Genomic DNA, 25,035 nt, shown 5'->3' with positions numbered 1-25,035 from the left:
CAGCCGGCCGGGCCGCGCGCCGCTAACCTGGGGCCTCACGCACTGACACGGGGGTGGCGCAGGGTGTCGCTGTACGCGACCGAGGCGATGCGGGCGTTGGGCTCCTCCTTCTCGACGTACGTCGACGAGCTCGACCAGCAGACCCGCCCGACGCTGGCCGGGCTGGAGCTGCCGCAGGGGGCCTTCCCGCTCTTCGCGATGTCTGCGGCGGACGACTACGCGCAGTCCCTGGCCGCGGTGGGCGCGGTGACCACCGCGCTGCGTGACACCTTCGACGCGATCGGCACGGCGCTGCACCGGGTCGCCGGCCACTACGAGCAGTTGGAGGCCGACCAGGCGGCCGGCTTCCAGCGCAGTCACGACTGACCGAGGGGGACGGATGCCGGCGGGCTGGGACGAGGGCGGCTGGACCGACACCGACAGCGACGCGTTCGACACACTGCTGATCCGGGGGCTGGTGGTCGCCGCCACCAGCGGCCTGATCGTCGCGCTGGAGCCCTCCGGGGCCGGTATGGCGGCGGCCGCCCTGACCGGGCTGCTGGTGATGCCGAACGTCGTCGATCCTGAGCCGTGGATCAGCAACTCCGGCACCTGGGGCGAGCTGAAGAACGCGTACGACAGCATGCACGCCCAACTGCTGAGCCAGATCGAGAAGGTCGACGGGTTCTGGCAGGACTCGGCGGCCACCCAGTTCCACGCGTTCGCCACCGGCGACCTGCTGCCGGCCCTGGAGCGACTGGCGCAGACCTGCTCCCTGATGGACTCGTACTGCGCGCAGCTGGCGGCCGGCGTGATCACCACCCTCGGCGCGTTCCTGGTCGCCACGGTCAGCGCCGCCGTCGCCGCCGTGGCCGCCAACGCCGCCGGCCCGGTCTCGCCGGCCGTCAAGATCGGCATCTTCGCCTCCTGGGCGGCCTTCGCGGTCGCCGTGATCGGCCTGCTGGCCGGCTTCGTCATGACGGTCTGGCTCTCCGCCAAGACCCTCGGCGACGCCAACGACGAGCTGGCAAACAAGTTCGCCGACCGGAGCGGGCGGATCGACACGGCCAGCATCCGGCTGCCCGAGTCCCTGAAGATCGTCATCGGCGATCCGGCCGAGTGGGTGCAGCGGTGAACGCGGACGCGGAGGCCATCGCGGCGGCGGCGGACGAGGCGCGCCGCCAGGGCTACACCGACCCCTCGCTGCGCGCCGTCCGGGAGCGGGTGGACGGCCTGGCCGCCCGGATCGCCGCGCTGCGGGAGGAGAGCGTCGAGGCCAGCGACGCCACCGGCACGGTGACCGCCCGGGTGACCGGCGACGGCGAGGTGGCCGAGGTCTACCTCAGCCCGCAGGCCGTCCGGGACCTCGACGCCGACCAGCTCGGGGCCGCCTGCCTGGAGGCGGTACGCCAGGCCCAGATTCGGCTGTCGACCACCCTCACCGACCGGATCCGGGAGATCACCGGCAACGACGGCGTCGACCAGCCGCCCGCACCCCGGCAGGCGCTCGACGAGTTCCTCCGCGGCACCGGGGCGGTGGGCTGATGCAACGACCGGACCTGAGCGCCCTGGCCCGGCAGATGACCTCGGCGATGACCGCCGCGGTCGAGTTCGCGGAGGGGGCCGCGCACCGGCGGCACGTCGTCTCCTCGCCCGACGGCGAGGTCACCGTGGAGATGTCCGGGGCGCGGGAGCTGCTGGACATCCGCATCGACCCCCGAGCCCGCCGTACCGTCGACAACCTGACCCTCGGCGAGCTGGTCACCGAGACGATCCGGGCGGCCGGCCGACAGGTGGACGAGGCCCGCCAGGAGCTGCTCGATTCGCTGCGGGTCGGCGACCACGCCGTCGGTGACGTGCTGCGCGACCCCCTGCGACTGGTGTCGCGGCTGACCGAAGGGACGCCCCGCCCGTGACCCGCCCACCCCGCCCACCCCGCTCGCCACGCCGCAACGCGGCGATCCTCGGCTATCTGCTCGTCGTGGCCACCATCGGCCTGGGTTTCCTCGCCCTCCAGCCGGGGCTGCCGGGCCTGGTCCGGCTCGCCGTGGGCCTGATGTGGCTGGCGGTCGCGCTGCCGTGCCTCTACCTCATGCGCTGGCTGCTGCGCTCCGGTCGCGGCTGACCTACCGGTCCCCCGCCGGTCAGCGCGCCGCGAGGTGGGCCGTGTCGTTGATGCTGCGTACCGCCACGCCGCCGTCGGGCCACATGTCCAGCACCGAGATGCCGGCCGCGTCGAGGTAGAGCCGGTGCAAGAAGGCGTCGCCGGCCGCCAGGGCGTCGCGCAACGCCAGCTTGATCGGCGAGACGTGCGAGACCACCACCACGGTCTCCCCCGGGTACGCCTCGCGCAGCGCCGCCACCGCCCGGTCGACCCGCTCGGCGACGACGGTGAACGACTCCCCGCCGGGCGGCGCGATCCGGGTCGAGGCGAGCCAGGCGTCCAGCTCCCCCGGCCACTGGTCGCGTACCTCGGCGAAGGTCTTGCCGTCCCAGTCGCCGAAGTCGCACTCGATCCAGTCGTCCTGCGGGCGTACCGGGATGCCGCCGAGCGCCCCGGCGATCGCCTCGGCGGTCGCCGTACACCGGGACAGCGGTGAGCTGAGCACGGCCGCGACGGACGGGGCCAGCTCGGCCACCCGCGCGGCCGTGGCCCGGGCCTGGGCCCGGCCCTGGTCGGAGAGCGGGACGTCGGCGCGGCCGGCGTAGCGGTGCTGCACGGTCCACTCGGTCTCGCCGTGGCGGACCAGGATCAGCCGGGTGGCGGTGAAACTGGGCCGCGGCTCCCAGGAGGGCTTCATCGTCGCCGGATCGGTCGCGGCGGTCCGGGTGGCGGCGCGGGCGGCGACCTCGCGCGGCGGCTCGGCGACGGCGGGGCGCTTCGGCGGCCTGCCGGCGGCGGCGTCCATCGCGGCGTTGGCCAGCGCGTCGGCGTGCCGGTTGCGCTCCCGGGGGATCCAGCTGAACCGGACCGACTCGAAGCGGTCGACCAGCGCGGCGGCCTGCGCGGCGAGCGGGCGCAGCCCCGGGTGCTTGATCTGCCAGCGGCCGCACATCTGCTCGACCACCAGCTTGGAGTCCATCCGCGCCTCGACCTCGGCCGCGCCCAGCTCGGCGGCGGCCTCCAGCCCGGCGATCAGCCCCCGGTACTCGGCGACGTTGTTGGTGGACACCCCGATCGCCTCGGAGCGCTCCAGCAGCACCTCCCCGGAGTCCGGGTCCCGGACCACCGCGCCGTAGCCGGCCGGGCCCGGATTGCCCCGGGACCCGCCGTCGGCCTCGATGACGACCGCGCGCACCGCCACCGGCTACAGACCCGACTCGTTGGTGCGGACCATGATCCGGCGGCACTCCTCGCAGCGGACCACGTCGTCCGGCGCCGCCTTGCGGATCCGGGACAGGTCGGCGCCGGAGAGCTCCAGCCGGCAGCCGCCGCAGCGCCCCGCGGTGAGCAGCGCCGCACCCAGGCCGGTGTCCTCGCGGACCTTGTCGTAGAGGGTGACCAGATCGGCCGGGAGGTCGCCGGCGAGCGGCTTGCGGGCGGCCTTCTTGAACTCCTCCTCCTTGGCGATCTCGGCCAGCGTGTCGTCCCGACGCTGCTCGGCCGCCACCCGGCGCTCGCGCGCCTCGGCCATCCGGGCCTCGATGCCGTCGAGCACGCCCTGCGCGGTCTCCCGCTGCTCCATCAGCTCCAGCTCGGCGTCCTCCAGATCGCCCTGCCGCCGGTTGAGCGAGACCAGCTCGTGCTGGAGCGCCTCCAGCTCGCGGGCCGGGCCGGAGCCGGCGGCCAGCCGCGCCTCGTCCTTGCTCTTGCGGGCGCGGACCTGGTCGATGTCCTTCTCCAGCCGGGCGATGTCCCGGTCCAGGTCGTCCACGGCGACCTGGGCGCGGACCCGCTCGTCCTCCAGCGCGGACAGCTCACGGGCCAGCCCCTCCAGCTCGGCCCGCTCGGGCAGGGTGCGGCGGCGGTGGGCCAGCTGGGCGAGGGAGGTGTCGATGGCCTGCAGATCGAGCAGGCGGCGCTGGACCTGGGGTTCAGCCTTCACGGTCGGGGCTCCTTGTCGTCCAGTACGGGCGCGGCGGCGTGCACGGTCCACGGGTCGGTGTCCAGGTCGGACACCACGGTCTCGACGCCGAGGTCGTCCCGCAGGTGGGCGGCCAGGTCGTCCAACCAGGGTCGTTCGGTCGCCCAGTGGGCGGCGTCGAGCAGGGCGGGCCCACCCGCGGCGAGGTGCTCGCCCGCCGGGTGGTGCCGCAGGTCGGCGGTGAGGAAGGCGTCCACCCCGGCGGCGGTCGCCTCGGCCAGGAAGGCGTCGCCGGAGCCGCCGCTGACCGCGAGGGTACGCACGATACGCGCGGGATCGCCCGCGGCGCGAACTCCCCAGGCGGTGGCGGGCAGTACGGCGGCGGCGTGCCGGGTCAGTTCGGCCAGGGTCAGCGGGGCGGGCAGCTCCCCGATCCGGCCGATGCCCCGGCCCGGGCCGTCCGCCGGGGAGCCGGGCGACGGGCGGTGCAGCGGGCGCAGCCCGGTCAGCCCGAACCGGGCGGCCAGCGCGTCGGAGACGCCCGGGGCCGCCACGTCGGCGTTGGTGTGCGCGACGTACAGGGCGACGCCGGCCCGGATCAGGTCGTGCACGATCCGCCCCTTGTACGTCGTCGGGGCGACCGAGGAGACGCCGCGCAGCAGCAGCGGATGGTGGGCGACGATCATGTCGGCCCCGGCGGCGCGCGCCTCGGCGACCGTCTCGGGCACCACGTCGACCACGCAGGCGACCCGGCGTACGGCGGCGGCGGGCTCACCGAGCACCAGGCCGACCCGGTCCCACTCCTCGGCCCAGGAGGGCGGATACCGGCGCTCCAGGACCGCCACCACGTCGGCGACGGTCGGTGGGGCTGCGGTTGTGCTCACGGCCGGTCAGCTTACCGGCGCGGACGGGCCGCCACGGCCTCGCCCGCCGCCCGTGTCCCCCGGCACCGCCCGGCGTGATCCACACCGTTTGCGGCGTGTCGGGGTGTGCGGGGCCCCGGACGCCGCGACACGCCGCAAAACGGGGGCGAGGGATGCGGGGGGGGATCAAAGCCGGGGCGGGCGGCTCAGGCGGCCGAGGTGACGCGCGAGCGGTCGCGCAGGGCGACGAGCCCGACCTCCCACGGGAATGCCTGGAGGTGCCGCTCCCCCGTGCCCGGGGCGTGCAGGGGGAAGACGTGGTCGCCGAAGAGCACCGTGGTGCCCCACTCGCGCAGCCGGGCCAGGCCGGCCCGGAATGCCGGGTGAGCGGCCATCGCGGCGTTGGTGAACGGCACCGCCACCACCGGCAGCCCCATGCCCTGCCCCTCCACCAGCAGGCCGAGGGCGAGGGTGTCGGTGATCCCCGCCGCCCACTTGTTGACCGTGTTGACCGTGGCCGGGCAGACGATCATGGCGTCGGCCGGGGGCAGCAGGTCGGGGTCGCCGGCGTTCTTGTAGTGGGTGCGTACCGGGTGGCCGGTCTGCCGGGCCAGCGCGGCCCGGTCGACGAACTTCGCCCCGTCGGGCGTGGTCACCAGGCACACCTCCCAGCCGTCCTGCTGGGCCAGGTCGACCAGGCGACCGACGTGCCGGGCCAGCGGCGAACCGCAGGCGATGACGTAGAGCACCGCGCGGCGCTCGCTGCTCGGGTGCGGGCCGCTCATCCGGCCGGCACCGTGTTCATACCCCGACTCCCATGTGCTCAGCCAACTCCGCTATCGGCGGAGGCGGCGCACCACGTGTGCGACGCAGCACGTCCGACATCACCTCGTGGGCGATCGGCCGGCAGCGGATCTCCGAGGGCGCGAGCCGGTCGCCGCGCAGCAGCATCTCGCCGGCGTTGGCCACGTCGCCGATCTGGGCGAAACCCCGGGCGATGTCGAGCAGGTGGTGCGCCCGGCGTTCGGGCAGCAGCGCGTTGAACGCGGGCTCCGGGAGGCGCTGGTGGATCTCCACCGCCCGGCCGCCGTCGCCCAGCTCGACCGCGGCGGCGGCGCGGTGCAGCTCCAGGTTGGTCGGGCCGAACGAGGTCCAGTAGTGGTTCTGGTCGCTGCCGAGCAGGGTGGCCGCCTCGTGGGCGCCGTTGAGCAGGTCGTCGACGGTGGCGGAGTCGCCGATCCGGGCGGCCGCCATCGCGCCCTGGAGCAGCAGCATGCCGTAGACGGAGAGCCGGTCCGGGGAGGCGTCGTTGCTCCCGCCCGGGGCGAGCCGGTTGGCGATGGTGACGTTCAACTCCAGCGCGGGCCGGGCCCGGCCCATGGCGACCAGGGCGTTGCAGACCCGGGTGGTGGCGACGCCGGCCAGCAGCTGGTCGTCGGCCCGCTGGGCGACCGCCATCGACCGGTCGGCGGCCAGCCAGGCCAGGTCGCACTCGCCCAGCTTGCGCAGCACCGAGGAGGCGATCTGGTAGACCTGCCCGAGCAGGTGGGCCGCTTCGCACGCCTGGTCGCCGCGGTAGCCCGCGTCGGCCGCCTGGGCGTCGCGCAGCAGCTTCGGCAGCGCCCGGGTCAGCATCCCGTAGCGGCCGTACTGGTAGGTGAGCCAGGCGTGGTTGACGGCCTTGCGCATGTCGGCCAGCGGCGGCGGGTACGGCGCGGCGTCGAAGTAGGCGCTCATCGAGTCGTACCGCTCCAGGGCGGCCCGGATCTCCTGCACCTCGATCTGGTCGATGCAGTTGAGCGCGTCGGTACGCCGCTCCGGGTCCTTGCCGAGCAGCAGTTGCACGTCGACCTGGAGGATGTCGGCGATCTCGTAGAGGACGGAGAACTTGTCGAGCCGGCGTACCCCGCGCTCGACCTTGTCTACCCAGCTCTTGGACTTGCCCAGCCGGTCGGCGAAGACCTGTTGCGACATCTTGCGCCGGCCTCGCCAGTAGGCAACCCGCCGGCCTATGGGCAGCTCGTCCATCCTCTTGCTCCTCCCCCTCGTCGCCCGTCCGGCGGATCCCCGGACGGTCCCCCGCGGGTGCGGCGCTCCGTCCGTCTCAGGTTTTCGCTGGTCGCACAGGTTGTACGTCGGCCATACGGCCAGTCCTCGTAGTTTTCGTGCAAGTTGCACGGGGCCGTTCGACAGCTCAACGATCGTGGGTTACGGCAGTGACGGTGTTCGACACGTGCCTGACGGGTGTCCGGTCGGGGCGAGGGGAGATCACGGATTATGTGGGGGAACGTCGGACCTCGGGTCGCCCAGCTGTCGCCGATCGAGCGGGTCCGGCTGCGCCGGATCGCTGTCCGGTACGCCATGCACGGCTGGGAGGTCACCCCGGGCGCCTGCCTGGCCCGCAGCCGCTTCGTCTGCGGTCGGGCCGGCTGCCCCACCGTCGGCTGCCACCCCGCTCTGGAGGACTGGGAGCAGGCGGCCAGCGCCGACCCGGCCCGGGTGGCCACCTGGTGGCACAGCCGGCCGCACGCGGTGCTGCTGCCCACCGGGCGGGCCTTCGACGTGCTGGAGGTGCCGGCCCACCTCGGTCGGCGGGTACTCGACGCGCTCCCGACCCACCCGGCCGGTGCCGCGGTCCGGGGTCCGGTGCTGGTGACCCCGACCGGCCGCTGGATGTTCCTCGTCCGCCCCGGCGATCCGCTGCGCCCGGAGCTGGAGCACTGCTTCCACGTGGTGCGCCACGGGCCCGGCTCGTGGATCGCGGCGCCGCCGACCCGGCTGCCGGAGGGTCCGGTGCGCTGGGCGGTCGCCCCGGAACAGGCACGCTGGCAGCTGCCCGACTCGTACCTGTTGCAGAACACCCTGGTCGACGCGCTGCGGGCCACCGGTGTGACGCTCGCCCCGGAGCTGCTTCCCGGCCAGCTCCCGCTCCCCCGACGGGGTCACTGATCCGCGAATCGGTGCACGGCAGCGTCCCCGCCGGTGCCGGGGTCGTTGAACCGGTGACGGCGCGGACGCGCCGGGAGCAGGGGTACGTGATGGCCAGGGACGACGCGACGGGGCCCGCCGGCGGCGCCGAGCCGCCGCCGCACCACCGGCGGTCGCGCCGCCGGTCGGGCACGCGCCCGGGCGGCTCCCGGCCGGAACGCGCCCGCCCCGCCGGCTCCCGTCCGGCCGGCAGCCCCCGCCCGGCCCGCTGACCCGGGCCGGTCAGTCGGTCAGCGGCAGGCGGGTGGAGTGCAGCAGGCGGCCGTCGTCGGTGACGACCGCGTGCAGGTGGTCGGGGAGGCGGTCCAGCCAGCCGATGCCGGCCTCGCCCATGGCCACCGCCGCGGTGGCGTACGCGTCGGCGACGCCCAGGTCCGCGCCGACCACGGTGACCGAGCGCAGGCCCCGGGCCGGCTCGCCCCGGCGCGGGTCCCGCACGTGCTGGCCCCGGTGCTGCACGCCGGAGGTGGCGACGGCCAGGTCGCTGCCGGCGAGGACCAGACAGGTGGCCATCGGGTTCCACGGGTGGGCGACGCCGATCCGCCACGGCTCCCGGATCGGTGACAGTCCCCGGACCACCACGTCACCCCCGGCGTTGAGGCAGTGGTTGGCCGCCCCGGCGGCGACCAGCCGGTCCGAGGCGACCTGCGCCGACCAGCCCTTGACGTACCCGGACGGGTCGAGCCGGCCGGTCGCGTACGCGTCGAAGTAGCCGTCGGTGGCGGCCCACAGCTCGGCGCAGCGTTCCAGCACCGCCCGCAGGTCCGCCGACGCGTCGGCCAGCCGCACCTCGCCCCGGTCCAGCCGGCACACCTCGCTGTCGTCCCGGTAGGTGCTGAACCGGGCGTCGACCTCGCGCAGCCAGCCGAAGGTCTCCTCGGCGAGGTCGTGCAGGGTCGCGGCGGGCAGGTCGTCGGCCAGGTCGAGGCTGATCGCCGTACCCATGACGTGCTCGACCCGGCGCAGACCGGGACGGGCCGGCGAGACCGGCACCTCAGCCGGCCCGGTCGATCGCCGCCTGGAGCGACTGCTGGTACGCGTCGCTGGTGGCGGTGGCGTCGCTGACGGTGTTCAGGTCGGCGCTCTGCTTCTGCACCACCTCGCCGCTGGTGCCGCTGTAGGTGCGCTGCACGTCGTCGCTGCGCTGGCCCGATTGCCCGCTCTGCGGCAGGCCGATCCCGGTGACGTTGACGATCCGGCTGCCGGAGAGGGTGATCTGCACTGACAGGGAACCGTACTCGTAGTTGACGGTCGGGCCGCTCACCGTACGCAGCGCCGGTTTCGGCGCGGCGGTGGTGGTCCGCGGCGCGGCGGGGGCCCGGGTGCCGGTGGTGGATTGCGCGGCCGGGGTGCGGGACGCGCCGGTGGTGGGGCGCGCCGCCGGGGCGCGTCCGGAGGCGGAAGGGCGCGGCGCCGGGCGGACCCCGCCGGCCGTGCCCGGGTCGCCGGCCGCGGGGGCGACGGACGCCTGGTCGGCCGGGAGGTCCTGGGCGACCAGGCTGGCGCCCGGGGAGCCCTTGAGCACCACCAGCGCGCTGGTGCTGGCGGCCAGACCGGTGATCGCGAGGATCGCGCGACGCATGTCGGGTGCCTTTCTACAGCTCGAACGTGGCGAGGTGGATCTGCCGGCGCGGCACGCCGGCGGCGCGCAGCACCCGCACCGACTCCTCGACCAGCCCGGACGGGCCGCAGAGGTAGACGTCGCGGCGGGCCACGTCGGGCACCAGCCGGCGCAGCCCCTCCGGGTTCATCACCTGGCGGGGGCCGGCGTCGTCGCGGGAGCCGATGACGTACCAGACGGAGACCTGGCGGGCCTGGGCGAGCCAGTCCAGCTCGTGGTGCAGCAGCACGTCGGCGGGGGTGCGGGCGCGGTAGATCAGTGCGGCGCCGGGCGGCAGCTCCTCCAGCATCGCCCGCAGCGGGGCGATGCCGCTGCCGCCGGCGATCAGCAGGGCCCGCTCCCGGGTGCGGTGCGCGGCGGTGAAGGTGCCGGACGGTCCCTCCGCCCAGACCCGGGTGCCCGGGTCGAGGTCGCGCAGGTCGGCGGTGTGCGCGCCGACCACCTTCACGGTCAGCCGCAGCCAGCGGCCGTTGGCGGCGGCCGAGAGCGAGAACGGGTGCGACTGCCACCAGCAGCCGCGGGTGAGGAACCGCCAGCGGAAGTACTGCCCGCCGAGCATGTCGATCTGGTTGAGCCGCGCGCCGGTCAGGTAGATCGAGATGGTGTCCGGGGTCTCGGCGACCACGTCGGCCACCCGGAGCCGGTGGCGCAGGTTGAAGCGCAGCGGGGCGACCAGCCGACCCCAGACCAGGGCGGCGACCACCAGCAGGTAGGCGGCGATCCAGCCGGTGCGCACCGGCCCCGGCTGGAAGAGCTGGGCGCCGTTGCTGAACTGGTGGCCGAAACCCAGCAGCAGGGCCGCGTAGCTGGTCAGGTGCAGGTGGTACCAGAGCTCGTAGGGCAGCAGGGTGCGGATCGCCCGGACGCCGGTGAGGCCGACCAGCACCATGATGCCGGCGGCGGCGAACGCGGAGAGCATGTCCTCGTAGTCGCGCAGCAGCACGCCCACCTCGCCCACCACCGACTGCTCGTCGGCCTCGGCGTAGGCCACCAGGAGCAGCGACATGTGGGCGAGCACCGCGACGAGCAGGGTGGCGCCGACGTCCCGGTGCAGCCGGGAGATCCGCTCGCCGCCGAGCGAGCGTTCCAGCACGCCGAGGCGGCTCATCATCAGCACCTGCACCAGCAGCAGGTAGCCGGCGACCAGGCCGGTGATCCGCCCGGCGGCGGTGAGCACGTCGCCGGTGTCGGCCAGCGCGCCGGCCGGGGTGTCCAGCCACCAGGGCAGCACGCTGGCCACCAGGCCGAGCCAGAACAGCGCGGACACCGCCCGTCGGCCGCCGGGCCCGCGCCGGGGCAGCGCCGGTGTCGGGGGTACGGGGGCGGCCGAACGGCCGCCGTGCCGGGACGAGCTCCCGGTACGGCGGCCGCCGGCGTACGTCTCCTGGTACGTCACGCGTACAGCTTCATGGGGGTGTACTTCTGCCTCGGGAAGATCTTGTCCACCTCGGCGTTGGTCAGGCCGAACCGCCCCTGCGCCACGCTTCCGTAGACGTTGAACATGTTGTTGTACTCAGGTACGTCGCCACTGTCGAGATCGTTCAATCCGTTCCAGGTGCCGAGCAGCGAGCCGGCGAGCTTGCGGCCGGAGAGCAGGGTGACCACGCCGCCGTGGCCGTGGTCGGTGCCGCCGCTGTTGGAGGCGACCCGGCGGCCGAACTCGCTGGACACCATGATGGTGACGTCGGCGGCCCGGTCACCGAGGTCCGTGAAGAACGCGGCCATCGCCGTGGCCAGCTCGTTGAGCCGCCGGTGCAGCTGGCCGCCGTCGCGGGTGCCCTGGTTCTCGTGGGTGTCGTAGCCGCCCATGCCGACGGTGGCCACCCGGACGTTCGCCCCGCCCTTGATCAGCTGGGCGAGCTGCTGGAACGCCGACCCGACGCCCTCGTACGTCACCCCGGCCGCCGGCTGGTACGGCTTGGCCGCCAGCCGCTGCGCCGTGGCCAGCGCGCCCATGCCGTCGAGCACCGCCTCCTCGACGGGGTGGTTGATCCCGGTGAACAGGCCCCGGATCGCCTTCTCGGTGGCCGCCCGGTACTTCTCGTCGCCGTTGAGCCGCAGCGAGCCGACATTGTTGATCGACAGCGCGCCGTTGGTGCCCACCAGCGACCGGGGCAGCGTGCTGCCGATGCCGACACTGCGGAACGCGGTGCCCTTGCCCAGGGCGTCGACCAGGCTGTCCAGCCAGCCCCGGCCGCCGGTCTCGTTGGGCAGGCCGCCCAGGTTGCAGGCGTCCGCGGCCTGGAAGTGGCTGCGGGACAACCGCTCGTCGGAGACCGCCGGGATGAAGCCGAGCTGGCCGGCCTTGAGCCACCGCTCCAGCGGCTGGAACGCGCTGGTCAGCTTGAAGCCGCGACCCAGCGCCAGCGAGTCGTTGCCGAGCAGCAGGTCGGGCCGGGCCTTGGCCAGCACCGGGTCGTTGTCCGGAGCGACCAGGCTGAGCCCGTCCAGCCCGCCGTAGAGGAAGACGTGGATCAGGGTGCCGGTCTTCGTCGCCGCGAACGACGCCGAGGTGGTGACGAACTGTGCGGTGGCCAGCGCGGTGGCGGTGGCGGCGGCGCCGGCGACGAAGGTCCGCCGGGTCACCCCCCGCCCGTCCTGCTGGGCCTCCTCCAGGTCCTCCAGCCGGCGGTAGCGGTCGGCCTCGGCGGCGCTCTCGGCGGCGACGACGTCGGCCTCGGCGCGCAGCAGCGCCTCGGCCGGGTTGTCGGCCAGCCGCCGCAGGTCGGGGCATTCGGGGTGCAGGGGGAACGAGTGCACAGTCTTCTCCATCGGGTGCCTCACCGGAGGTGGTGCTGGGGGGAAGCGAGGATCGCCCGCGCGACGGCGGTGACGGCCCCGTTGAACGTCGCGTCGACCTTGGCGCCGGCCGGCACGCCGGCGACACCGAGGATCAGCGCCTTCTCCTTGGCGCTCAGCTTCTGGTGCACCAGCCGCTGGGCGAGCGCGTCCACGTACGCCCCGGCGGTCGCCGGCGGCTTCGCCACCAGGTTCTCCGCGCTGGTGTAGGTGAACTCGGTGCGGTGGCCGTTGAGCAGGTCGCCGGCCTCGTTCCAGCCGTTGACCATGGTGCCGGCCGAGGTCCAGGCGACGTAGACGTCCGGGTAGCCGTCCGGCGTGGGCTGGCCCATCGGGTACTGGCCGAGCTCGCGCAGCTTGTCGTGGACCTGGCGCAGCCCCCGGGCGAACGCGGGGCGCCCGCCGTCGGACTTGAAGCCCCGCGACGCCTCCGGCCGGACGTTGAGGGTCCGGTAGGTGGCGATCAGGTACTCCATCGGCCGGCGCACCTTCTGCCCCACCGCCGCCCAGAACTCCGAGGAGCTGAAGAGCGTCATCAGCAGCGGCTTCACCATGCCCTTGTTGACCGTGTACGTCTTGGCCAGCCGGTCCACCAGGGACTTCGGCGGGGTGTCCGAGACGAACCGGGTGGCGAGGCTGCGTGCCACGTACTGGGCGGTCGACGGGTGCAGGGCGATGTAGCGGAGGTACGAGTCGATGACCGCGTCGGCCTTCTTCGGGTCCGCCGAGGCGTTCGCGTGGCTGAAGCCGAGGATCTTGACCTTGCCGAGGTAGTGCTGGTCGGCGCGGAAGACATACTTGCCGTCCTGGACACCGCGGCCGGTCTGGAGCATGGCCGCCTGCCGCACGTCCTTCTCGGTGTAGCCGCCGTCGACGCCGACCGAGTACAGCTCGAGGTTCTCCCGGGCGAGGTTCTCGTTGATGGCGTCCTTGCGGGAGTCGTTCTGGCTCAGATAGAGCAGCAGCGCGGGGTGCTTGTTGGCGGCGACCAGCATGTCCGGGTAGCTGCCCAGCGCGTTGGCCCGCACGACGTCCCGGTCGAACGAGTTGCGGTAGACCTCGCCGCCGTCGAAGTCGGCGGCGACGTGCAGGAAGTCGTTCCAGAAGTCGACCATCACCTCGAAGAGCTGCCGCTCGGACCAGATCTGGCGGGCGATGGTGGCGTCCACCATCTCCTTCTCCGGCTGCACGCCCTTGTCGTTGAGCTGGTCGCGCTGCTCGCGCAGTTGCACCGGGCTCAGCTTGAGGCTGGGCAGTTCGGCCAGCTTCAGCTCGGCCGGGCTCGGCGCGATCTTCTCCGGGTCGAGCTGCCAGCGGAGCCAGCCGTCGATGCCCATCCGGCGGATGTCGGCGAGGGTCCTGGGCGAGGCGCCGAAGGTGGCCCGGCTGGCGAGGTGCCGTACCGGGTCCTTGGCCAGCACCGTCTTCACCGTCACCGGCGTCTCCGCCGCGGCGGCGGCCGGTCCGGAGAAGGTCCGCCCGCCGGTGGGGGCGTTCTTCTTCAGCGCCGCCCCGGCCCGGGAGCCCATGTAGCTCTCGTTCTGCTCGGTGTAGGTGCGCACCGTGCTCGCCTGCTGCCCGCTGGGACGGGCGGCGGTGCCGTCGGTGACGGTGGTGCCGGTGGCGTCACCCGCCACCGCACCGTCGCCGCCGAAGAAGCCGCGCACCGACGAGTTCATCGCGAGGGCGGCGCCGCCGGCTACCACGGCGGCGGTGCCGCCGAGGGCGGCCAGGGCGCGCCGCCGGCCGACCCGACCGCCGGGCTCGTCGCCGTCGTCCAGTTGGGGCAGTCCGGTGCCGGCCGGCTGGTGGAACGACTGCCGGCCCAGGCCCTCCGGGCCGACCCACTGCGGCCCTCGGGGGGCCGGCTGGGTGGCGTACCCGGCGTGCGGCTGGCCGGGGTCGACCTGGCCCTGGTACTGCACGGCGTACGGGGTGGAGCGGTGGACGTCGCGGTATCCGTCCGGGGTGGGGTGTTGTCCAGCAGTCCAGCCGCGGTCTTCCCACGGTCCGCGCGGTGGCACATTCTGGTCGGCCATGCACCAATCCCGATTTCTTCGAGGCGCCGACACGCTGCGACCGGAGCGGGGCGGAGGGTGCGGCGACTGTTGCCTGAGGGGGTTGGTACGGGAAGGTAACCAAGGGGTGGGGGGCCTTCAAGGCGCTCACCAGCGGCTCCGGACGGCACTTAAGACACCGCTCAGCGGGCCCTCCGGCGGCCCGGTTTCCGCCCTGCCGGGCACCGACGTCCGGAGCAGGGGCGACTCTTTCCCCCAGGGCCGGGACGTAACGTTTCCGGCCCACGCGACGCTTTTAGCCGCGTTCAGAGGCACAGCGAAACTTAAGGAAGGGATAAGCCTGTGCTGAGCCGTTCCTGACCCGCGTCCCCGCCACCCCGCCGGCGGCGCAAAGTGGCAGCAGCGGGAGGGCGTGAGCCGCCGCAACAGCGGGTAAGCCGCCGGACCGCTGAAGCCGTGAGGGGAAGGCATCGCCATGCTCAGCAAAGAGGATCAGCGCAGATTCGAACAGATCACCCGGCAGCTCCGGGAGAGCGACCCGAAGTTCTTCGCGAGACTCGACCATCGGGCGCGAGCCCGACGCGGGCGCTGGCTGATGATCCTGACGATCGTGCTCTGGGCGTCACTGCCGGCGATGACCGTGCTGGCCGGACGCATGGCCGGGGCGATCTGCGCCGTCGTACTGGCGGCCAACGCCGCCCTGATGTGGCGCTTCCGCCGCCGCTGGCTATGACCCGCCGGCCACCACGGCCCGGCACCGGCGCCACGTCGCCCGGATCGAGATCGTGGGCGATCGGCGTCCACTGCGGACGGCGACTGTCCACGATCCGCCGCGGGCGGCGGGGTCAGGAGCGGCCGAAGGTCCGGTACGCCCGGCGCAGCCGCTCCAGCAGACCCGGGCCGCCGATGGCCGGCGCGGGCGCGCCGAGCTGCCGCAGCAGCAGCTCGGGGCCGGTCGCCAGGGTCGGCGGCCGGTCCGGCAGCGGCACCGGCGGCAGCCAGAACCGGTCCACCGCCTCGTCCAGCGGGATGGCGGGCAGTCCGGCGAGCACCCGCGCCGCCCCGGCGGCCGGAACCGGTTCCTTGCCGGATGTCGGGCCGGCGATGGCCGCGTCCGGCGTGCCGGTGTCCGGACCGGACGGTCCGGGCGTACCGGCGGGGTCGGTCGCGCCGGCGCGCAGGGCACGCAGCCGGTCCAGCAGCTCGGCCCGGCCACGGCCGCGCCAGTGCAGCAGCTGGAACGGGTCCGCGTCGAACGCCTCGGCGAGCAGGTAGAAGGTCGCCGCCAGGTGCTTGCAGGGCACCGCGAAGTCGGGGCAGCTGCACCGCTGGGTCAGCTCCGCCACGCCGCTCGGGAAGAGCGGGGCGCCGGCGTGGGCGAACACCTCCTCCAGCTCGGCCGGAAGGTCACCGGCGAGCAGCCGGGCGCTGAAGAACGCCTGCGCGGCGAGGTCCCGCTCGACCCGCTCCCAGAGCGTCGCCGGGAACACCGGCAGCTCGATGCCGACCCGGTACGGCTCGGCCCGGGAGCCCTGCACGGTGGCCTCGACCCGGCCGGGCGTCACGTCCAGCCGCAGCACCTGGCCCTTGCGGGCGTACGACCGGCCGCGGGTCAGCCGGGTGCCGAGGGCGAACGACTCCAGCACCTCCAGGAAACGCCGCGACCACCAGGAGACGCCGATCGCGCCCCGGGTGCTGCGCGCCTTCAGCCCGCCGTCGACCCGCCGGGGTGGTCCGAAGTCGGCGAACCGGCCGGCCGCGCCCGCGTCGCCGTCGGGCGCCGGGTCGCCGGGCGGTGGCGTGCGGTCGGGGCCGGTCACTCGACCACCGCCCCGGCCTCCAGCGCGAACAGCTCGCGCAGCTGGGCGGTGGACAGCTCGGTGACCCACTGCTCGCCGCTGCCGACCACCGAGGCGGCCAGGCTGCGCTTGTCGGCGATCATCGCGGCCACCTTCTCCTCCACCGTGCCGGCGCAGACGAACTTGCGTACCTGGACCCGGCGACGCTGGCCGATCCGGAACGCCCGGTCGGTGGCCTGGTCCTCCACCGCCGGGTTCCACCACCGGTCGACGTGGACGACGTGGTTGGCGGCGGTCAGGGTCAGCCCGGTGCCGCCGGCCTTGAGCGACAGCACGAAGATCGCCGGACCGTCCGGCGACTGGAACCGGGTGACCATCGCGTCCCGGTCCGCCTTGCCGACCCCGCCGTGCAGGAAGAGCACCTCGCGGCCGAACCGGGCCGACAGGTGCCCGCGCAGCATCCCGCCGAACTCGGCGTACTGGGTGAAGAGCAGGGCCTTCTCCCCCGCCGCGAGCACCTCGTCGAGGATCTCCTCCAGCCGTTCCAGCTTGCCGGAGCGCCCGGGCAGCGCCGAGCCGTCGCGCAGCAGCTGCGCCGGGTGGTTGCACACCTGCTTGAGTCGGGTCATGGTGGCCAGCACCAGGCCGCGCCGCTCCATCCCGTCGCTGGACTCGATCTTCGCCAGCATGTCGTCCACGATGGCCCGGTAGAGCGACGCCTGCTCCGCGGTGAGGTTGCAGAGCACCTCCATCTCCAGCTTCTCCGGCAGGTCGGAGATGATCGAGGAGTCGGTCTTCAACCGGCGCAGCACGAACGGGCCGGTCATCCGGCGCAGCCGGGCGGCGACGTCGGCGTCCCCGTGCCGCTCGATCGGCACCGCGTACGCCTTCCTGAAGCTGGCGGCCGGGCCGAGCAGCCCCGGGTTGGCGAACTGCATGATCGACCAGAGGTCTGCCAGCCGGTTCTCCACCGGCGTACCGGTGACCGCGACCCGGTGCCGCGCGGGCAGCGACCGGACCGCCTCGGCCTGCCGGGTCGAGGCGTTCTTGATCGCCTGCGCCTCGTCCACCACCACCCGGTGCCAGCCGACCGAGGCGAGCGCGACGGCGTCCCGAGCCGCCACCGAGTAGGTCGTCACCACCAGGTCGGCGGCGTGCACCGCCTCGGTGAACTCCGCGCCGCGTGCCCGGTCCGCGCCGTGGTGCACGTGCACCCGCAGCCCGGGGGTGAACTTCGCCGCCTCCCGCTGCCAGTTGCCGACCAGCGACATCGGGCAGACCAGCAGGGTCGGCCCGGCCGCCGGCGGGTCCCCGGCGAGCAGGGCCAGCAGCTGCACCGTCTTGCCCAGCCCCATGTCGTCGGCGAGCACCCCGCCGAGCCCGAGCGACTGGAGGAAGGCCAGCCAGGCCAGCCCGCGCCGCTGGTACGGACGCAGGGTGCCCTTGAAGCCCGGCGGCGGGTCGAGCGGGGTGAGCCGCCGTTCGGCCTCCCCGGCGAGCAGGTCACCCAGCGGACCGTCGGCGGTCACCTCCAGCACCGGCAGCGCCTCGGGCCGGTCGGCGCCGGACAGGCCGAGCCGGAGCAGGTCGGCGACGGTCAGCTCGCCGGAGGACCGCAGCAGCCGCAGCCCGGCGGCGAGCCGCTTCGGGTCCAGCTCCACCCACCGGCCGCGCAGCCGCACCAGCGGGGTCTTCAGCGCGGCCAGCGCGGCCAGCTCGTCGGCGTCCAGCGTCTCGTCGCCGAGCGCCACCTCCCACCGGTAGTCGACCAGGGCGTCCAGCCCGAGCCCGCCGGCGGCGCCGGCGACGGTGCCCGGGGCGGTACGCCCCCGGGCCTGCAACCGGGCGCCGAGTCGCGTCGACGGCCGCTGCCACCAGGAGGGCAGCAGCACCCCGAAGCCGGCGGCGTGCAGCACCGGTGCGCCGTCGCGCAGGAACCGGTGCGCGCCCTCGGCGTCCAGCTCCAGCTCCTCCGGGGCCGGGGTGCGCAACGCGGCGTCCAGCGCGGGCCAGAGCCGGCCGGCCCGGCCCAGCTCGGCCAGGAGGGTCTCCTGCGGGTCGTCGCGGCGGCCGGCGAGCGCGGGTACGGTCTCCGGCGCCCGCCAGACCTGGGCGGCGTCGACGTGCAGGCTCGGCTCGTCGGCGGCCTGGAGGCCGAACTCGACCCGCCAGCGGCCGGCGGGCCGGACCACCGTGGCCGGGTCGGCCGGCACCACCACCAGCGGTTCGACGATCTCCTCGGCCGGCGGCTCGACCAGCCGGAAGCTGGCCCGTACCGCGCCGCCGGCGGCGTCGCGCTGCCAGTCGTCCAGCTCGGCGCGGAGGGTTGCCAGCGCGGCGGGGTCGGCGGTGAACTCCCGGTCCGGCCCGGACAGCGCGGTCAGCCAGCCGGCGACCACCCCGTCGCGGCGCCCGCCCCGGGCCAGGTCGGTGTCGGCCAGCGCGGCCCGGGCGGCAGCGTCGGTCAGCGCGTCCAACGCGTCGGCGACCAGCGCGCCCGGCCCCGGATCCACCGGCCCGGCACCGCCCGACGCGGCGGACCGGGCGGCCGGAGGCAGGGCCAGCGCGAGCGAGCGGGCCCAGCCGGCGTCGGTGCCGGTGAGCAGTGGCCGCCAGAGCGCCCGGGCCACCGCCACCGCGCCGCCCTCGTCCGCGGCGGGCTCGGCCAGCCCGGGCAGCAGCCGCCCGCGGGACACCAGGTCGACCGCGAACTCGGCCAGCTCGGCGAGGTGGCGCAGGGTGGCGCCCGGCACGGCGGCGGCCCCGTCGAGGCCGCGCAGCAGGGTCAGCGCCTCGTCCGGGGCGTACGTCAGGACGGGCACCCGCCACCCGGCCAGGGTGACCGGGCCGCGGACCGGTTCGGCGACGGTGGTCCGCACCAGCTCGGGCGAGTCCAGCGGGGATCCGGCCCGGGTGGGCAGGGTGAGCGGCAGCGAACCGGCCTCGGCCGGGACGTCGCCCAGCGCGGCGGCGAGCGTGGCGTGGCCGGCGGCGAACGGGTGGGCGCGCTCGCGCGGGGCCCGGCCGGGCCGGCGCGGCGCCCGGGCCGGCGCGGTGCTGTCCTGCGCCCAGACGGCGAGACCGACGCCGACCAGCCACAACCCGTGGATGACCAGCACAGCTCTCCCCCTCGTCGACGCCCGGCCCAAGGATAGGCGGCGGTCACCGGCTAGCGTCGGCGCCATGTTCGACCTGCTCGTGGTCGGCGGCCTGGGGGTGGATCTGCGGGTACGGGTGCCCGCGATCCCGCCCCCCGCCGCCGACTCGCTCATCGTCCCGCCGATCGAGGCCCGGATCGGCAACACCGGCGCCGGGGTGGCCCTCGCCGCGCACGCGCTCGGGCTGCGGGTCGCCCTGGTGGACGTGCTCGGCACCGATCCCGCCGGCCAGGTGGTGCGCGCGGCGCTGGCCCGGACCTCGGTGCACACGGTGCTGGTCGACAACCCGGGCGGCACTCGGCAGTCGGTGAACCTGGTCGACCCGGCCGGCCGGCGGATGTCCCTGTACGACCCGTCCCCCTGGACCGGCGCGGCGGCGCCGTTCGCCGACGACGAGCTGGCGAAGCTGGTGCGCGACGCCGCCCACGTGCACGTCTCGATCATGGACTGGGCCCGGGACCGGCTGCCGGTGCTGCGCGCCGCGCTGCCCGACGGGGTGCCGCTCTCCACCGACCTGCACGACTGGGACGGGCAGAACCCCTACCACCGTCCGTTCGCCGAGGCCGCCGACCTGGTCCTCGTCAGCGGCGTACAACTGGGCGACCGGGCCCCGGCGGTGGCCGCCGGGCTGGCGCCGCGCACGGTGGTGGTGACCCGGGGCGCGGACGGCGCCGACCTGCACCCGGGCGGCGGCGCCCCGGTGCGGGTGCCCGCCACCGTGCCGGCCGCGCCGGTGGTGGACACCAACGGGGCCGGGGACGCCTTCGCCGCCGGGCTGGTCGCCGGCCGGCTGCGCGGCGCGGCGCTGCCTGAGGCGGCGGCCTACGCGGCGGCGGTGGCCGCCGCGGCCTGCACCCACGACGGGATGGAGTACCCGCCGGGGCTGCTGCCGCGCGGCTGACCGGGAGCACGCCGGTCAGCTCGCGGCGGATCCTGGACCGTGACCCGGCCCGCCCGGGCCGCTGCCGGCAAATCCTGCGGTACGGCGATCGCCGGGGCAGGATGGGCCCATGGCATCAACGGTGCGGATCCCGCTGGCGGACGGTCCGGCGGACGGCGAGTCGGTCGTCGTCGAGCTGGACAGCAACAACCGTCCGCCGCTGACCCATCACCACCTCGGCCCCGAGGGGCTGGCCGACGCGCAGATCTACGAGCTGGAGTCCGTCGGCGGCGAGTACTGCTACCGCTGGCGCGGCCCGGCGGTCTGAGCGGTCCGGCGTGGCGCCGGCGGTCAGGCTTCCATCCGGGCCAGCGCCCGGGACCGCAGGCTCTCCAGCACGGCCTTGGTGACCTGCGAGGTGCCCCGGGCCTGGTCGCAGACCTCGGCGACCAGGCGGGCGGTGGACTCCGCCCGGGACTCGCGTTCGTCCCAGAGCCGGTCGACCTCCGCGAGCAGCGGGCCCTCCACCTCCCGCTCCACGCCCCGCAGCGCCGGCACCCCGAGCCGCTGGGCCAGGTCGAAGACCTTTCCCGCGTACGGCAGGGGAAGGAACGGCGTGCCCGCCATCGCGGCGAAGATCAGGAAGTGCAGCCGCATGCCGACCGCCAGGTCGAAGTGCCGCATCAGGCCGAGCACCTGTCGGGGCGAGTAGTCGCCGTGCAGCACCCGGCCCCGGTCGGCGGCGATCATGTGGGACATCACGCCGTGCGAGTGCCGGATGTCGTCGCGCTCCATCGGGACGAAGAGGACGTAGGCGTCGATCCGCTGCACCAGGAAGTCGCCGATCTGGGCGATCAGCCGGTGGTACCCGTCGATGTCGAGCCGCTCGGCGGCCCGGCCGGGCTCGCGGACGCTCAGCCCGACCAGGCGCTTGCCGGCGGGCACGCCCTCCTCGCGCAGCAGCTCGGCGGGGAAGTCCTCGGGTTCCAGCAGGAACGCCGGGTCGGCGGTGACGGTGATCGGATTGAGCAGCCCCGCCTCCTCCAGCACCATCCGGGACTCCTGGTCCCGCACGGTCACCTCGATGGCGTCGGCCAGGGTCTCCCGGACCATGCCGGTGTCGACCCCGTCGCTGAGCGGTCCCACCCCCACCGCGTACGTCAGCAGCGGCAGACCCCGCTCCTGAGCGACCCGGACGACGCGCAGGTAGCGGCGGGCCTCCCGGTCGTACAGGATGCCGCCGCCGCCGAGGATCAGCAGGTCGAGCTGGCCGAGCACCTCCGCGGAGTCGACCCGACTGACCCCCTCCCAGGGCACCGCCTCCACGTCCGGGTGGGCGAGCGCGGTGTGCGACGGGTTGCGGGAGAAGACGATGATCCGGGCGTTGGGTTCCTGTTCACGCAGGTCGGCCAGGAGACCGGTCAGGATCGCCTCGTCGCCGAGGTTGCGTCCGCCGTACGAGCCGAGCACACCGATGGTCAGGCTGGCGCCGTCCCTCATCCGTCACTCCTCCCGGGGTACGTCGCAGGCGGTTTCCCGTTGCGGCCGGTGGCATACCTCGGGCGCACTGGGCGGCGGGGGTGTGCTCAGGCGCGGGCGACCAGCCGGGACACCAGGGCGGAGACCACCTCGTCCGGGTCGAAACCGGCGTCGATCGAGGTCGTGAGGAGGTCGAGCAGGAGCCCGTCCAGCGCGTAGTGCAGCAGGGCCACCTCGAACGCCCCGCCGGGCAGCCCGGCGGCGACGTGGAACGCGACGTCGTCGCGGTAGCCGCGGCGCAGCGTGTCGCCGAGGATCCGGGCCAGTTCCGGCCGGCGCACCGCCTCCAGCCGCAGCTCGATCAGCGCCCGGGTCAGCTCCGGCTGGGCGGTGGTGCGCTCGACGATGTAGCGGACGTAGTCGGTGAACAGTTCCAGTGACGGCTCCCGGGCGCCCAGCTCGGCGAGGGTGCGCTCGTCCGGGGCGAACCGCTCCATGATCCGCTCGCCGAGCGCGCCGAGCATGGCGTCGCGGGAGCGGAAGTAGTTGGAGGCCGTACCGAGCGGGACGCCGGCCTCGGCGTCCACGGCGCGGTGGGTCAGCCCCCGCGCCCCGGTCGCCGCCAACACCCGCAACCCGGCGTCCGCCAGCGCCGCCCGCCGTTCCACGTTTCTCGCCACGGATTGACCCTAGCGCAAACCACGACAGGTGTTGTAGTTTCTCAACCACGACAACAGTAGTGATTGAGGAGTTCGTTTGCGCAAGCTCGTGTACTACGTCGCCAGCACGCTCGACGGCTTCATCGCCGCTCCCGACGGGTCGTATGACTTCATCCCGCTCGATCCCGACGTGTTGGAGCACCTGGTGGCGACCTGGCCCCAGACGTTCCCCACCTTCACCCACGAACGGTTCGGCATCGACCGGCCGCAGGGCCGCTTCGACGCGGTGGTGATGGGGCGCGGCACCTACGACCCGGGGCTCGCCATCGGCGTCACCAGCCCGTACGCCCACCTGACCCAGTACGTCTTCTCCCGCTCGCTGCCCCCGGCGGACTATCCGGACGTGCAGCTCGTCGACGCCGACCCGGTCGAGTTCGTCCGCGAGCTGAAGCGGCGCGACGGCGGCGACATCTGGCTCGCCGGCGGTGGACAGCTCGCCGGCCAGTTGCTGCCCGAGGTCGACGAGCTGGTGGTCAAGCTCAACCCGTTCCTGATCGGCCGGGGCGTGCCGATCGTGGACCGGGAGTTCGACCCGCGCCGCTTCCGGCTGGTGGAGACCCGGTCCTTCGACAGCGGGGTCGTCGTGCTGCGCTACCGCGCCGCGTAACGCGGTTGCCCGCCGGCCCGGCGCTGCACCACGCTGGACGGATGGGTGAGCTGGTGAGGACCCGGATCGGCTGGGCCGACCTGCCCGACCACGTCCGGTCGGCGGTGCAGGACGTCCTCGGCGGCCGGGTGGTCGAGGCGGTGTCCCAGCCGGGCGGCTTCTCCCCCGGCACCGCCGACCGGGTCCGCACCGCCGACGGACGGCGCGCCTTCGTCAAGGCGGTCAGCCGGGCGCGGAACGCCCACAGCGTCGCGCTGCACCGCGCCGAGGGGGCCGTCGCCGCCGCGCTGCCGCCGTCCGCCCCGACGCCCCGGCTGCTCGGGCGCCACGACGACGGCGAATGGGTGGCGCTGGTCTTCGCGGACGTCGAAGGCCGGCACCCGGCCACCCCCTGGCGTGCCGACGAGCTGACCGCCGTGCTCGACACGCTGGCGGCGATGGCCGCGGCGCTCACTCCCGACCCGGTCCGGCACGCGCCGACCGCCGTCGAGCGGCTGACGTACGACTTCACCGGCTGGGACCGGATCGCCGCCGACCCGCCCGGCGACCTCGACCCGTGGGCCCGCGCGCACCTGGACGACCTGCGCGCCTCGGCCGCGCGGGGGCTGGCCGCCCTCGACGGCGACACGCTCTGCCACATCGATCTCCGGGCCGACAACCTGCTCGTCGATCCGGCCGGCCGCGTGACCGTGGTCGACTGGCCGCACGCCTGCCGGGGTCCGGCCTGGTTGGACACCGCGCTGCTGCTGGTCAACGTCGCGCTGCACGGCGGGCACGACACCGAAGCGCTGCTGCGCCGGCTCCCGCTGACCGCCGTCGTCGACCCGGACGCGCTGACCGGCGTCTACGCCGGCCTGGCCGGCTTCTTCACCGACGGCGCCCGGCAGCCGCCCCCGCCGGGCATCCCCACCGTCCGGGCGTTCCAGCAGGCCCAGGCGGACGCCCTGCTGCCCTGGGTACGCCGCCGACTGGGCTGATCAGCAGGTCGCCGACCGGCACGACACCGGTCCGGGCCCGTGGCACCATGACCTGTGATCCACCCGGGAGGAGCCGTCAGGTGAGCGACATGGACATCCCGCCGGCGGTCGGCGCGCCCGCCCGGCGGGCGTTGGCCGGCGCGGGCTGGACCCGGCTGGACCAGCTGACCGCCGTCACCGAGCGGGAACTGCGGGCCCTGCACGGCATGGGACCGAAGGCGATCGGCGTACTGCGAGCGGCGCTGCGCGACCGTGGCCTGAGCCTCGCCGGGGAGCAGGCCGACACCTGACCACCCGAACGAGGCGTCCGATCGCCGCCAGACCTCCGGCCCCGTCCGCGCCGATGCTGAGCTGCATGACGACGACACTTCTGGACGGCAAGGTGGCCCTGGTGACCGGCGGCGGGCGGGGCATCGGGGCGGCGACGGCACTGCGCCTCGCCGCCGACGGCGCCGACGTGGCGGTGACCTGGCAGCGCGACGCCGAGCGGGCGGCGACGGTAATGAAGCAGATCGAGGCGCTCGGCCGGCGGGCGATCGCCGTGCGGGCGGACAGCGCCGACCCGGCCGCGCTGCGGGAGGCGGTGGACCGGACGGCGGACGAGTTGGGCCGGCTGGACATCCTGGTCAACAACGCCGGGGCCTTCCTGGTCGGCGCGATCGACGAGTTCACCGCCGACGACCTGGAGCGCACCATCGCGGTCAACGTCCGGGCGCCGTTCGTCGCCGCCCAGGCGGCCGTGCGGCACATGACCGCCGGGGGCCGGATCATCTCGATCGGCAGCAACGTCGGCCAGCGGGCGGTCTTCCCCGGCCTGGCCGCGTACGCGATGAGCAAGACCGCGCTCACCGGGCTGACCCGGGGCCTCGCCCGCGAGCTGGGGCCACGGGGCATCACGGTGAACCTGGTCGTCCCCGGGCCGACCGACACCGACGCCAACCCCGCCGACGGACCGAACGCCGACGCCATCCGAGGGTTCACCGCCCTGGGCCGGTACGCCGCGCCGGAGGAGATCGCCGCCACGGTGGCCCACCTGGCCGGCGACAACGCCGGCTACGTCACCGGTGCGGTGATCGCCGTCGACGGCGGCTTCACCAGCTGAGCCCGGGGGGCGGATGGCGCG

The 25,035-nt window shown here is 74.7% G+C and carries 27 protein-coding genes; 13 read left to right on the top strand and 14 right to left on the bottom strand.

Annotated elements, in window-relative coordinates; translation table 11 throughout:
* The first annotated feature begins 63 nt into the window (after positions 1–63).
* The 5 genes from ACTMS9_RS07930 to ACTMS9_RS07910 are packed head-to-tail and all read left to right on the top strand — an operon-like array spanning position 64 to position 2,104.
* Entirely contained in the window at positions 64–366 is a 303-nt protein-coding gene (locus ACTMS9_RS07930) for a hypothetical protein (protein WP_441145512.1), read from the top strand.
* 13 nt (positions 367–379) lie between these two features.
* Positions 380–1,114 carry a hypothetical protein gene (locus ACTMS9_RS07925; RefSeq protein ID WP_441145514.1) on the top strand — a complete coding sequence of 245 codons (735 nt, stop codon included), beginning with the start codon at positions 380–382 and terminating at the stop codon, positions 1,112–1,114.
* A complete protein-coding gene (locus ACTMS9_RS07920) occupies positions 1,111–1,524 on the top strand; it encodes a YbaB/EbfC family nucleoid-associated protein (protein WP_441145516.1) in 414 nt (137 codons plus the stop codon). The genes ACTMS9_RS07925 and ACTMS9_RS07920 overlap by 4 nt, the downstream gene beginning before the upstream one ends.
* A complete protein-coding gene (locus tag ACTMS9_RS07915) occupies positions 1,524–1,895 on the top strand; it encodes a YbaB/EbfC family nucleoid-associated protein (protein ID WP_357618111.1) in 372 nt (123 codons plus the stop codon). Before ACTMS9_RS07920 ends, ACTMS9_RS07915 begins: the two co-directional genes overlap by 1 nt.
* On the top strand, positions 1,892–2,104 hold the full coding sequence (locus tag ACTMS9_RS07910; RefSeq protein WP_441145518.1) for a hypothetical protein: 213 nt from the start codon (positions 1,892–1,894) through the stop codon (positions 2,102–2,104). The genes ACTMS9_RS07915 and ACTMS9_RS07910 overlap by 4 nt, the downstream gene beginning before the upstream one ends.
* A 19-nt stretch (positions 2,105–2,123) precedes the next feature.
* Here the strand turns inward: ACTMS9_RS07910 and ACTMS9_RS07905 are convergent, their stop codons facing one another.
* The 5 genes from ACTMS9_RS07905 to ACTMS9_RS07885 form a co-directional block, all read right to left on the bottom strand.
* Complete coding sequence (locus ACTMS9_RS07905; RefSeq protein WP_441145520.1) at positions 2,124–3,284, bottom strand: bifunctional RNase H/acid phosphatase; 1,161 nt, start codon at positions 3,282–3,284, stop codon at positions 2,124–2,126.
* A 3-nt stretch (positions 3,285–3,287) separates the two neighbouring features.
* Positions 3,288–4,025 (bottom strand): zinc ribbon domain-containing protein, encoded by a 738-nt coding sequence (locus ACTMS9_RS07900; RefSeq protein WP_441145522.1) that lies wholly within the window; start codon positions 4,023–4,025, stop codon positions 3,288–3,290.
* Positions 4,022–4,888 (bottom strand): Nif3-like dinuclear metal center hexameric protein, encoded by an 867-nt coding sequence (locus tag ACTMS9_RS07895; RefSeq protein ID WP_441145524.1) that lies wholly within the window; start codon positions 4,886–4,888, stop codon positions 4,022–4,024. Before ACTMS9_RS07895 ends, ACTMS9_RS07900 begins: the two co-directional genes overlap by 4 nt.
* Before the next feature lie 185 nt (positions 4,889–5,073).
* A complete protein-coding gene (locus ACTMS9_RS07890) occupies positions 5,074–5,652 on the bottom strand; it encodes a flavoprotein (protein WP_441145526.1) in 579 nt (192 codons plus the stop codon).
* A 16-nt stretch (positions 5,653–5,668) separates the two neighbouring features.
* Positions 5,669–6,895, bottom strand: coding sequence for a helix-turn-helix domain-containing protein (locus ACTMS9_RS07885; RefSeq protein ID WP_154942682.1), 1,227 nt, complete (start codon positions 6,893–6,895; stop codon positions 5,669–5,671).
* Positions 6,896–7,144: 249 nt separating this feature from the next.
* Between ACTMS9_RS07885 and ACTMS9_RS07880 the strand changes: the two genes are divergently transcribed.
* Positions 7,145–7,816 carry a bifunctional DNA primase/polymerase gene (locus ACTMS9_RS07880; protein WP_441145528.1) on the top strand — a complete coding sequence of 224 codons (672 nt, stop codon included), beginning with the start codon at positions 7,145–7,147 and terminating at the stop codon, positions 7,814–7,816.
* 261 nt (positions 7,817–8,077) lie between these two features.
* On the opposite strand, the gene ACTMS9_RS07875 is transcribed toward ACTMS9_RS07880, so the two are convergent.
* From ACTMS9_RS07875 to ACTMS9_RS07855, 5 genes are read right to left on the bottom strand one after another with little or no spacing between them, the layout of a single operon-like run.
* Positions 8,078–8,800: an FAD:protein FMN transferase gene (locus ACTMS9_RS07875; protein WP_441164580.1), complete on the bottom strand. Its 723-nt coding sequence runs from the start codon at positions 8,798–8,800 to the stop codon at positions 8,078–8,080.
* Between the two features lie 49 nt (positions 8,801–8,849).
* The gene (locus ACTMS9_RS07870) at positions 8,850–9,437 is read right to left on the bottom strand and encodes an FMN-binding protein (protein ID WP_441164579.1); all 588 of its coding nucleotides are present in this window, start codon (positions 9,435–9,437) and stop codon (positions 8,850–8,852) included.
* Between the two features lie 13 nt (positions 9,438–9,450).
* Positions 9,451–10,872 carry a ferredoxin reductase family protein gene (locus ACTMS9_RS07865; RefSeq protein ID WP_441164577.1) on the bottom strand — a complete coding sequence of 474 codons (1,422 nt, stop codon included), beginning with the start codon at positions 10,870–10,872 and terminating at the stop codon, positions 9,451–9,453.
* Positions 10,869–12,248 carry a DUF1501 domain-containing protein gene (locus ACTMS9_RS07860; protein WP_441145536.1) on the bottom strand — a complete coding sequence of 460 codons (1,380 nt, stop codon included), beginning with the start codon at positions 12,246–12,248 and terminating at the stop codon, positions 10,869–10,871. The genes ACTMS9_RS07865 and ACTMS9_RS07860 overlap by 4 nt, the downstream gene beginning before the upstream one ends.
* Before the next feature lie 8 nt (positions 12,249–12,256).
* Positions 12,257–14,314 (bottom strand): DUF1800 domain-containing protein, encoded by a 2,058-nt coding sequence (locus tag ACTMS9_RS07855; RefSeq protein WP_441164576.1) that lies wholly within the window; start codon positions 14,312–14,314, stop codon positions 12,257–12,259.
* A gap of 454 nt (positions 14,315–14,768) precedes the next feature.
* Here ACTMS9_RS07855 and ACTMS9_RS07850 point away from each other — a divergent pair, with 454 nt between their 5' ends.
* Positions 14,769–15,026, top strand: coding sequence for a DUF3040 domain-containing protein (locus ACTMS9_RS07850; protein ID WP_179801196.1), 258 nt, complete (start codon positions 14,769–14,771; stop codon positions 15,024–15,026).
* A 112-nt stretch (positions 15,027–15,138) separates the two neighbouring features.
* Here ACTMS9_RS07850 and ACTMS9_RS07845 read toward each other — a convergent pair whose 3' ends face one another.
* Complete coding sequence (locus tag ACTMS9_RS07845) at positions 15,139–16,002, bottom strand: SWIM zinc finger family protein (protein WP_441164713.1); 864 nt, start codon at positions 16,000–16,002, stop codon at positions 15,139–15,141.
* A gap of 107 nt (positions 16,003–16,109) precedes the next feature.
* Entirely contained in the window at positions 16,110–19,211 is a 3,102-nt protein-coding gene (locus ACTMS9_RS07840; protein WP_441164575.1) for a DEAD/DEAH box helicase, read from the bottom strand.
* A 64-nt stretch (positions 19,212–19,275) separates the two neighbouring features.
* On the opposite strand from ACTMS9_RS07840, the gene ACTMS9_RS07835 reads away from it, so the two are divergent.
* Entirely contained in the window at positions 19,276–20,151 is an 876-nt protein-coding gene (locus tag ACTMS9_RS07835) for a carbohydrate kinase family protein (RefSeq protein ID WP_441164574.1), read from the top strand.
* Between the two features lie 109 nt (positions 20,152–20,260).
* Positions 20,261–20,458, top strand: a complete 198-nt coding sequence (locus ACTMS9_RS07830) for a hypothetical protein (protein WP_441145543.1) — start codon at positions 20,261–20,263, stop codon at positions 20,456–20,458.
* 23 nt (positions 20,459–20,481) lie between these two features.
* Here the strand turns inward: ACTMS9_RS07830 and ACTMS9_RS07825 are convergent, their stop codons facing one another.
* Entirely contained in the window at positions 20,482–21,630 is a 1,149-nt protein-coding gene (locus tag ACTMS9_RS07825) for a polysaccharide pyruvyl transferase family protein (protein ID WP_441145545.1), read from the bottom strand.
* An 86-nt stretch (positions 21,631–21,716) separates the two neighbouring features.
* The gene (locus tag ACTMS9_RS07820) at positions 21,717–22,289 is read right to left on the bottom strand and encodes a TetR/AcrR family transcriptional regulator (RefSeq protein ID WP_441164573.1); all 573 of its coding nucleotides are present in this window, start codon (positions 22,287–22,289) and stop codon (positions 21,717–21,719) included.
* Between the two features lie 76 nt (positions 22,290–22,365).
* On the opposite strand from ACTMS9_RS07820, the gene ACTMS9_RS07815 reads away from it, so the two are divergent.
* From ACTMS9_RS07815 to ACTMS9_RS07800, 4 genes are all read left to right on the top strand, one after another.
* Complete coding sequence (locus ACTMS9_RS07815; RefSeq protein WP_441164572.1) at positions 22,366–22,935, top strand: dihydrofolate reductase family protein; 570 nt, start codon at positions 22,366–22,368, stop codon at positions 22,933–22,935.
* Between the two features lie 41 nt (positions 22,936–22,976).
* Positions 22,977–23,912: a phosphotransferase family protein gene (locus ACTMS9_RS07810; protein ID WP_441164571.1), complete on the top strand. Its 936-nt coding sequence runs from the start codon at positions 22,977–22,979 to the stop codon at positions 23,910–23,912.
* Between the two features lie 80 nt (positions 23,913–23,992).
* Positions 23,993–24,202 carry a DNA-binding protein gene (locus tag ACTMS9_RS07805; protein WP_441164570.1) on the top strand — a complete coding sequence of 70 codons (210 nt, stop codon included), beginning with the start codon at positions 23,993–23,995 and terminating at the stop codon, positions 24,200–24,202.
* Positions 24,203–24,267: 65 nt separating this feature from the next.
* The gene (locus ACTMS9_RS07800) at positions 24,268–25,014 is read left to right on the top strand and encodes an SDR family NAD(P)-dependent oxidoreductase (RefSeq protein WP_441164568.1); all 747 of its coding nucleotides are present in this window, start codon (positions 24,268–24,270) and stop codon (positions 25,012–25,014) included.
* Positions 25,015–25,035: the final 21 nt, after the last annotated feature.

The sequence above is a fragment of the Micromonospora sp. L31 genome (assembly GCF_052068075.1).
Classification (GTDB): domain Bacteria; phylum Actinomycetota; class Actinomycetes; order Mycobacteriales; family Micromonosporaceae; genus Micromonospora; species Micromonospora purpureochromogenes.
This window is presented reverse-complemented; position numbering and strand designations above follow the sequence as displayed.

Excerpts from the sequence above, each read along its gene's own strand:
- ACTMS9_RS07825 (WP_441145545.1), bottom strand. The coding sequence starts at position 21,630 with ATGAGGGACGGCGCCAGCCTGACCATCGGTGTGCTCGGCTCGTACGGC.
- ACTMS9_RS07830 (WP_441145543.1), top strand. The coding sequence starts at position 20,261 with ATGGCATCAACGGTGCGGATCCCGCTGGCGGACGGTCCGGCGGACGGC.
- ACTMS9_RS07890 (WP_441145526.1), bottom strand. The coding sequence starts at position 5,652 with ATGAGCGGCCCGCACCCGAGCAGCGAGCGCCGCGCGGTGCTCTACGTC.
- ACTMS9_RS07915 (WP_357618111.1), top strand. The coding sequence starts at position 1,524 with ATGCAACGACCGGACCTGAGCGCCCTGGCCCGGCAGATGACCTCGGCG.
- ACTMS9_RS07855 (WP_441164576.1), bottom strand. The coding sequence starts at position 14,314 with ATGGCCGACCAGAATGTGCCACCGCGCGGACCGTGGGAAGACCGCGGC.
- ACTMS9_RS07835 (WP_441164574.1), top strand. The coding sequence starts at position 19,276 with ATGTTCGACCTGCTCGTGGTCGGCGGCCTGGGGGTGGATCTGCGGGTA.
- ACTMS9_RS07885 (WP_154942682.1), bottom strand. The coding sequence starts at position 6,895 with ATGGACGAGCTGCCCATAGGCCGGCGGGTTGCCTACTGGCGAGGCCGG.
- ACTMS9_RS07850 (WP_179801196.1), top strand. The coding sequence starts at position 14,769 with ATGCTCAGCAAAGAGGATCAGCGCAGATTCGAACAGATCACCCGGCAG.
- ACTMS9_RS07875 (WP_441164580.1), bottom strand. The coding sequence starts at position 8,800 with ATGGGTACGGCGATCAGCCTCGACCTGGCCGACGACCTGCCCGCCGCG.
- ACTMS9_RS07860 (WP_441145536.1), bottom strand. The coding sequence starts at position 12,248 with ATGGAGAAGACTGTGCACTCGTTCCCCCTGCACCCCGAATGCCCCGAC.
- ACTMS9_RS07925 (WP_441145514.1), top strand. The coding sequence starts at position 380 with ATGCCGGCGGGCTGGGACGAGGGCGGCTGGACCGACACCGACAGCGAC.
- ACTMS9_RS07800 (WP_441164568.1), top strand. The coding sequence starts at position 24,268 with ATGACGACGACACTTCTGGACGGCAAGGTGGCCCTGGTGACCGGCGGC.
- ACTMS9_RS07870 (WP_441164579.1), bottom strand. The coding sequence starts at position 9,437 with ATGCGTCGCGCGATCCTCGCGATCACCGGTCTGGCCGCCAGCACCAGC.
- ACTMS9_RS07810 (WP_441164571.1), top strand. The coding sequence starts at position 22,977 with ATGGGTGAGCTGGTGAGGACCCGGATCGGCTGGGCCGACCTGCCCGAC.
- ACTMS9_RS07880 (WP_441145528.1), top strand. The coding sequence starts at position 7,145 with ATGTGGGGGAACGTCGGACCTCGGGTCGCCCAGCTGTCGCCGATCGAG.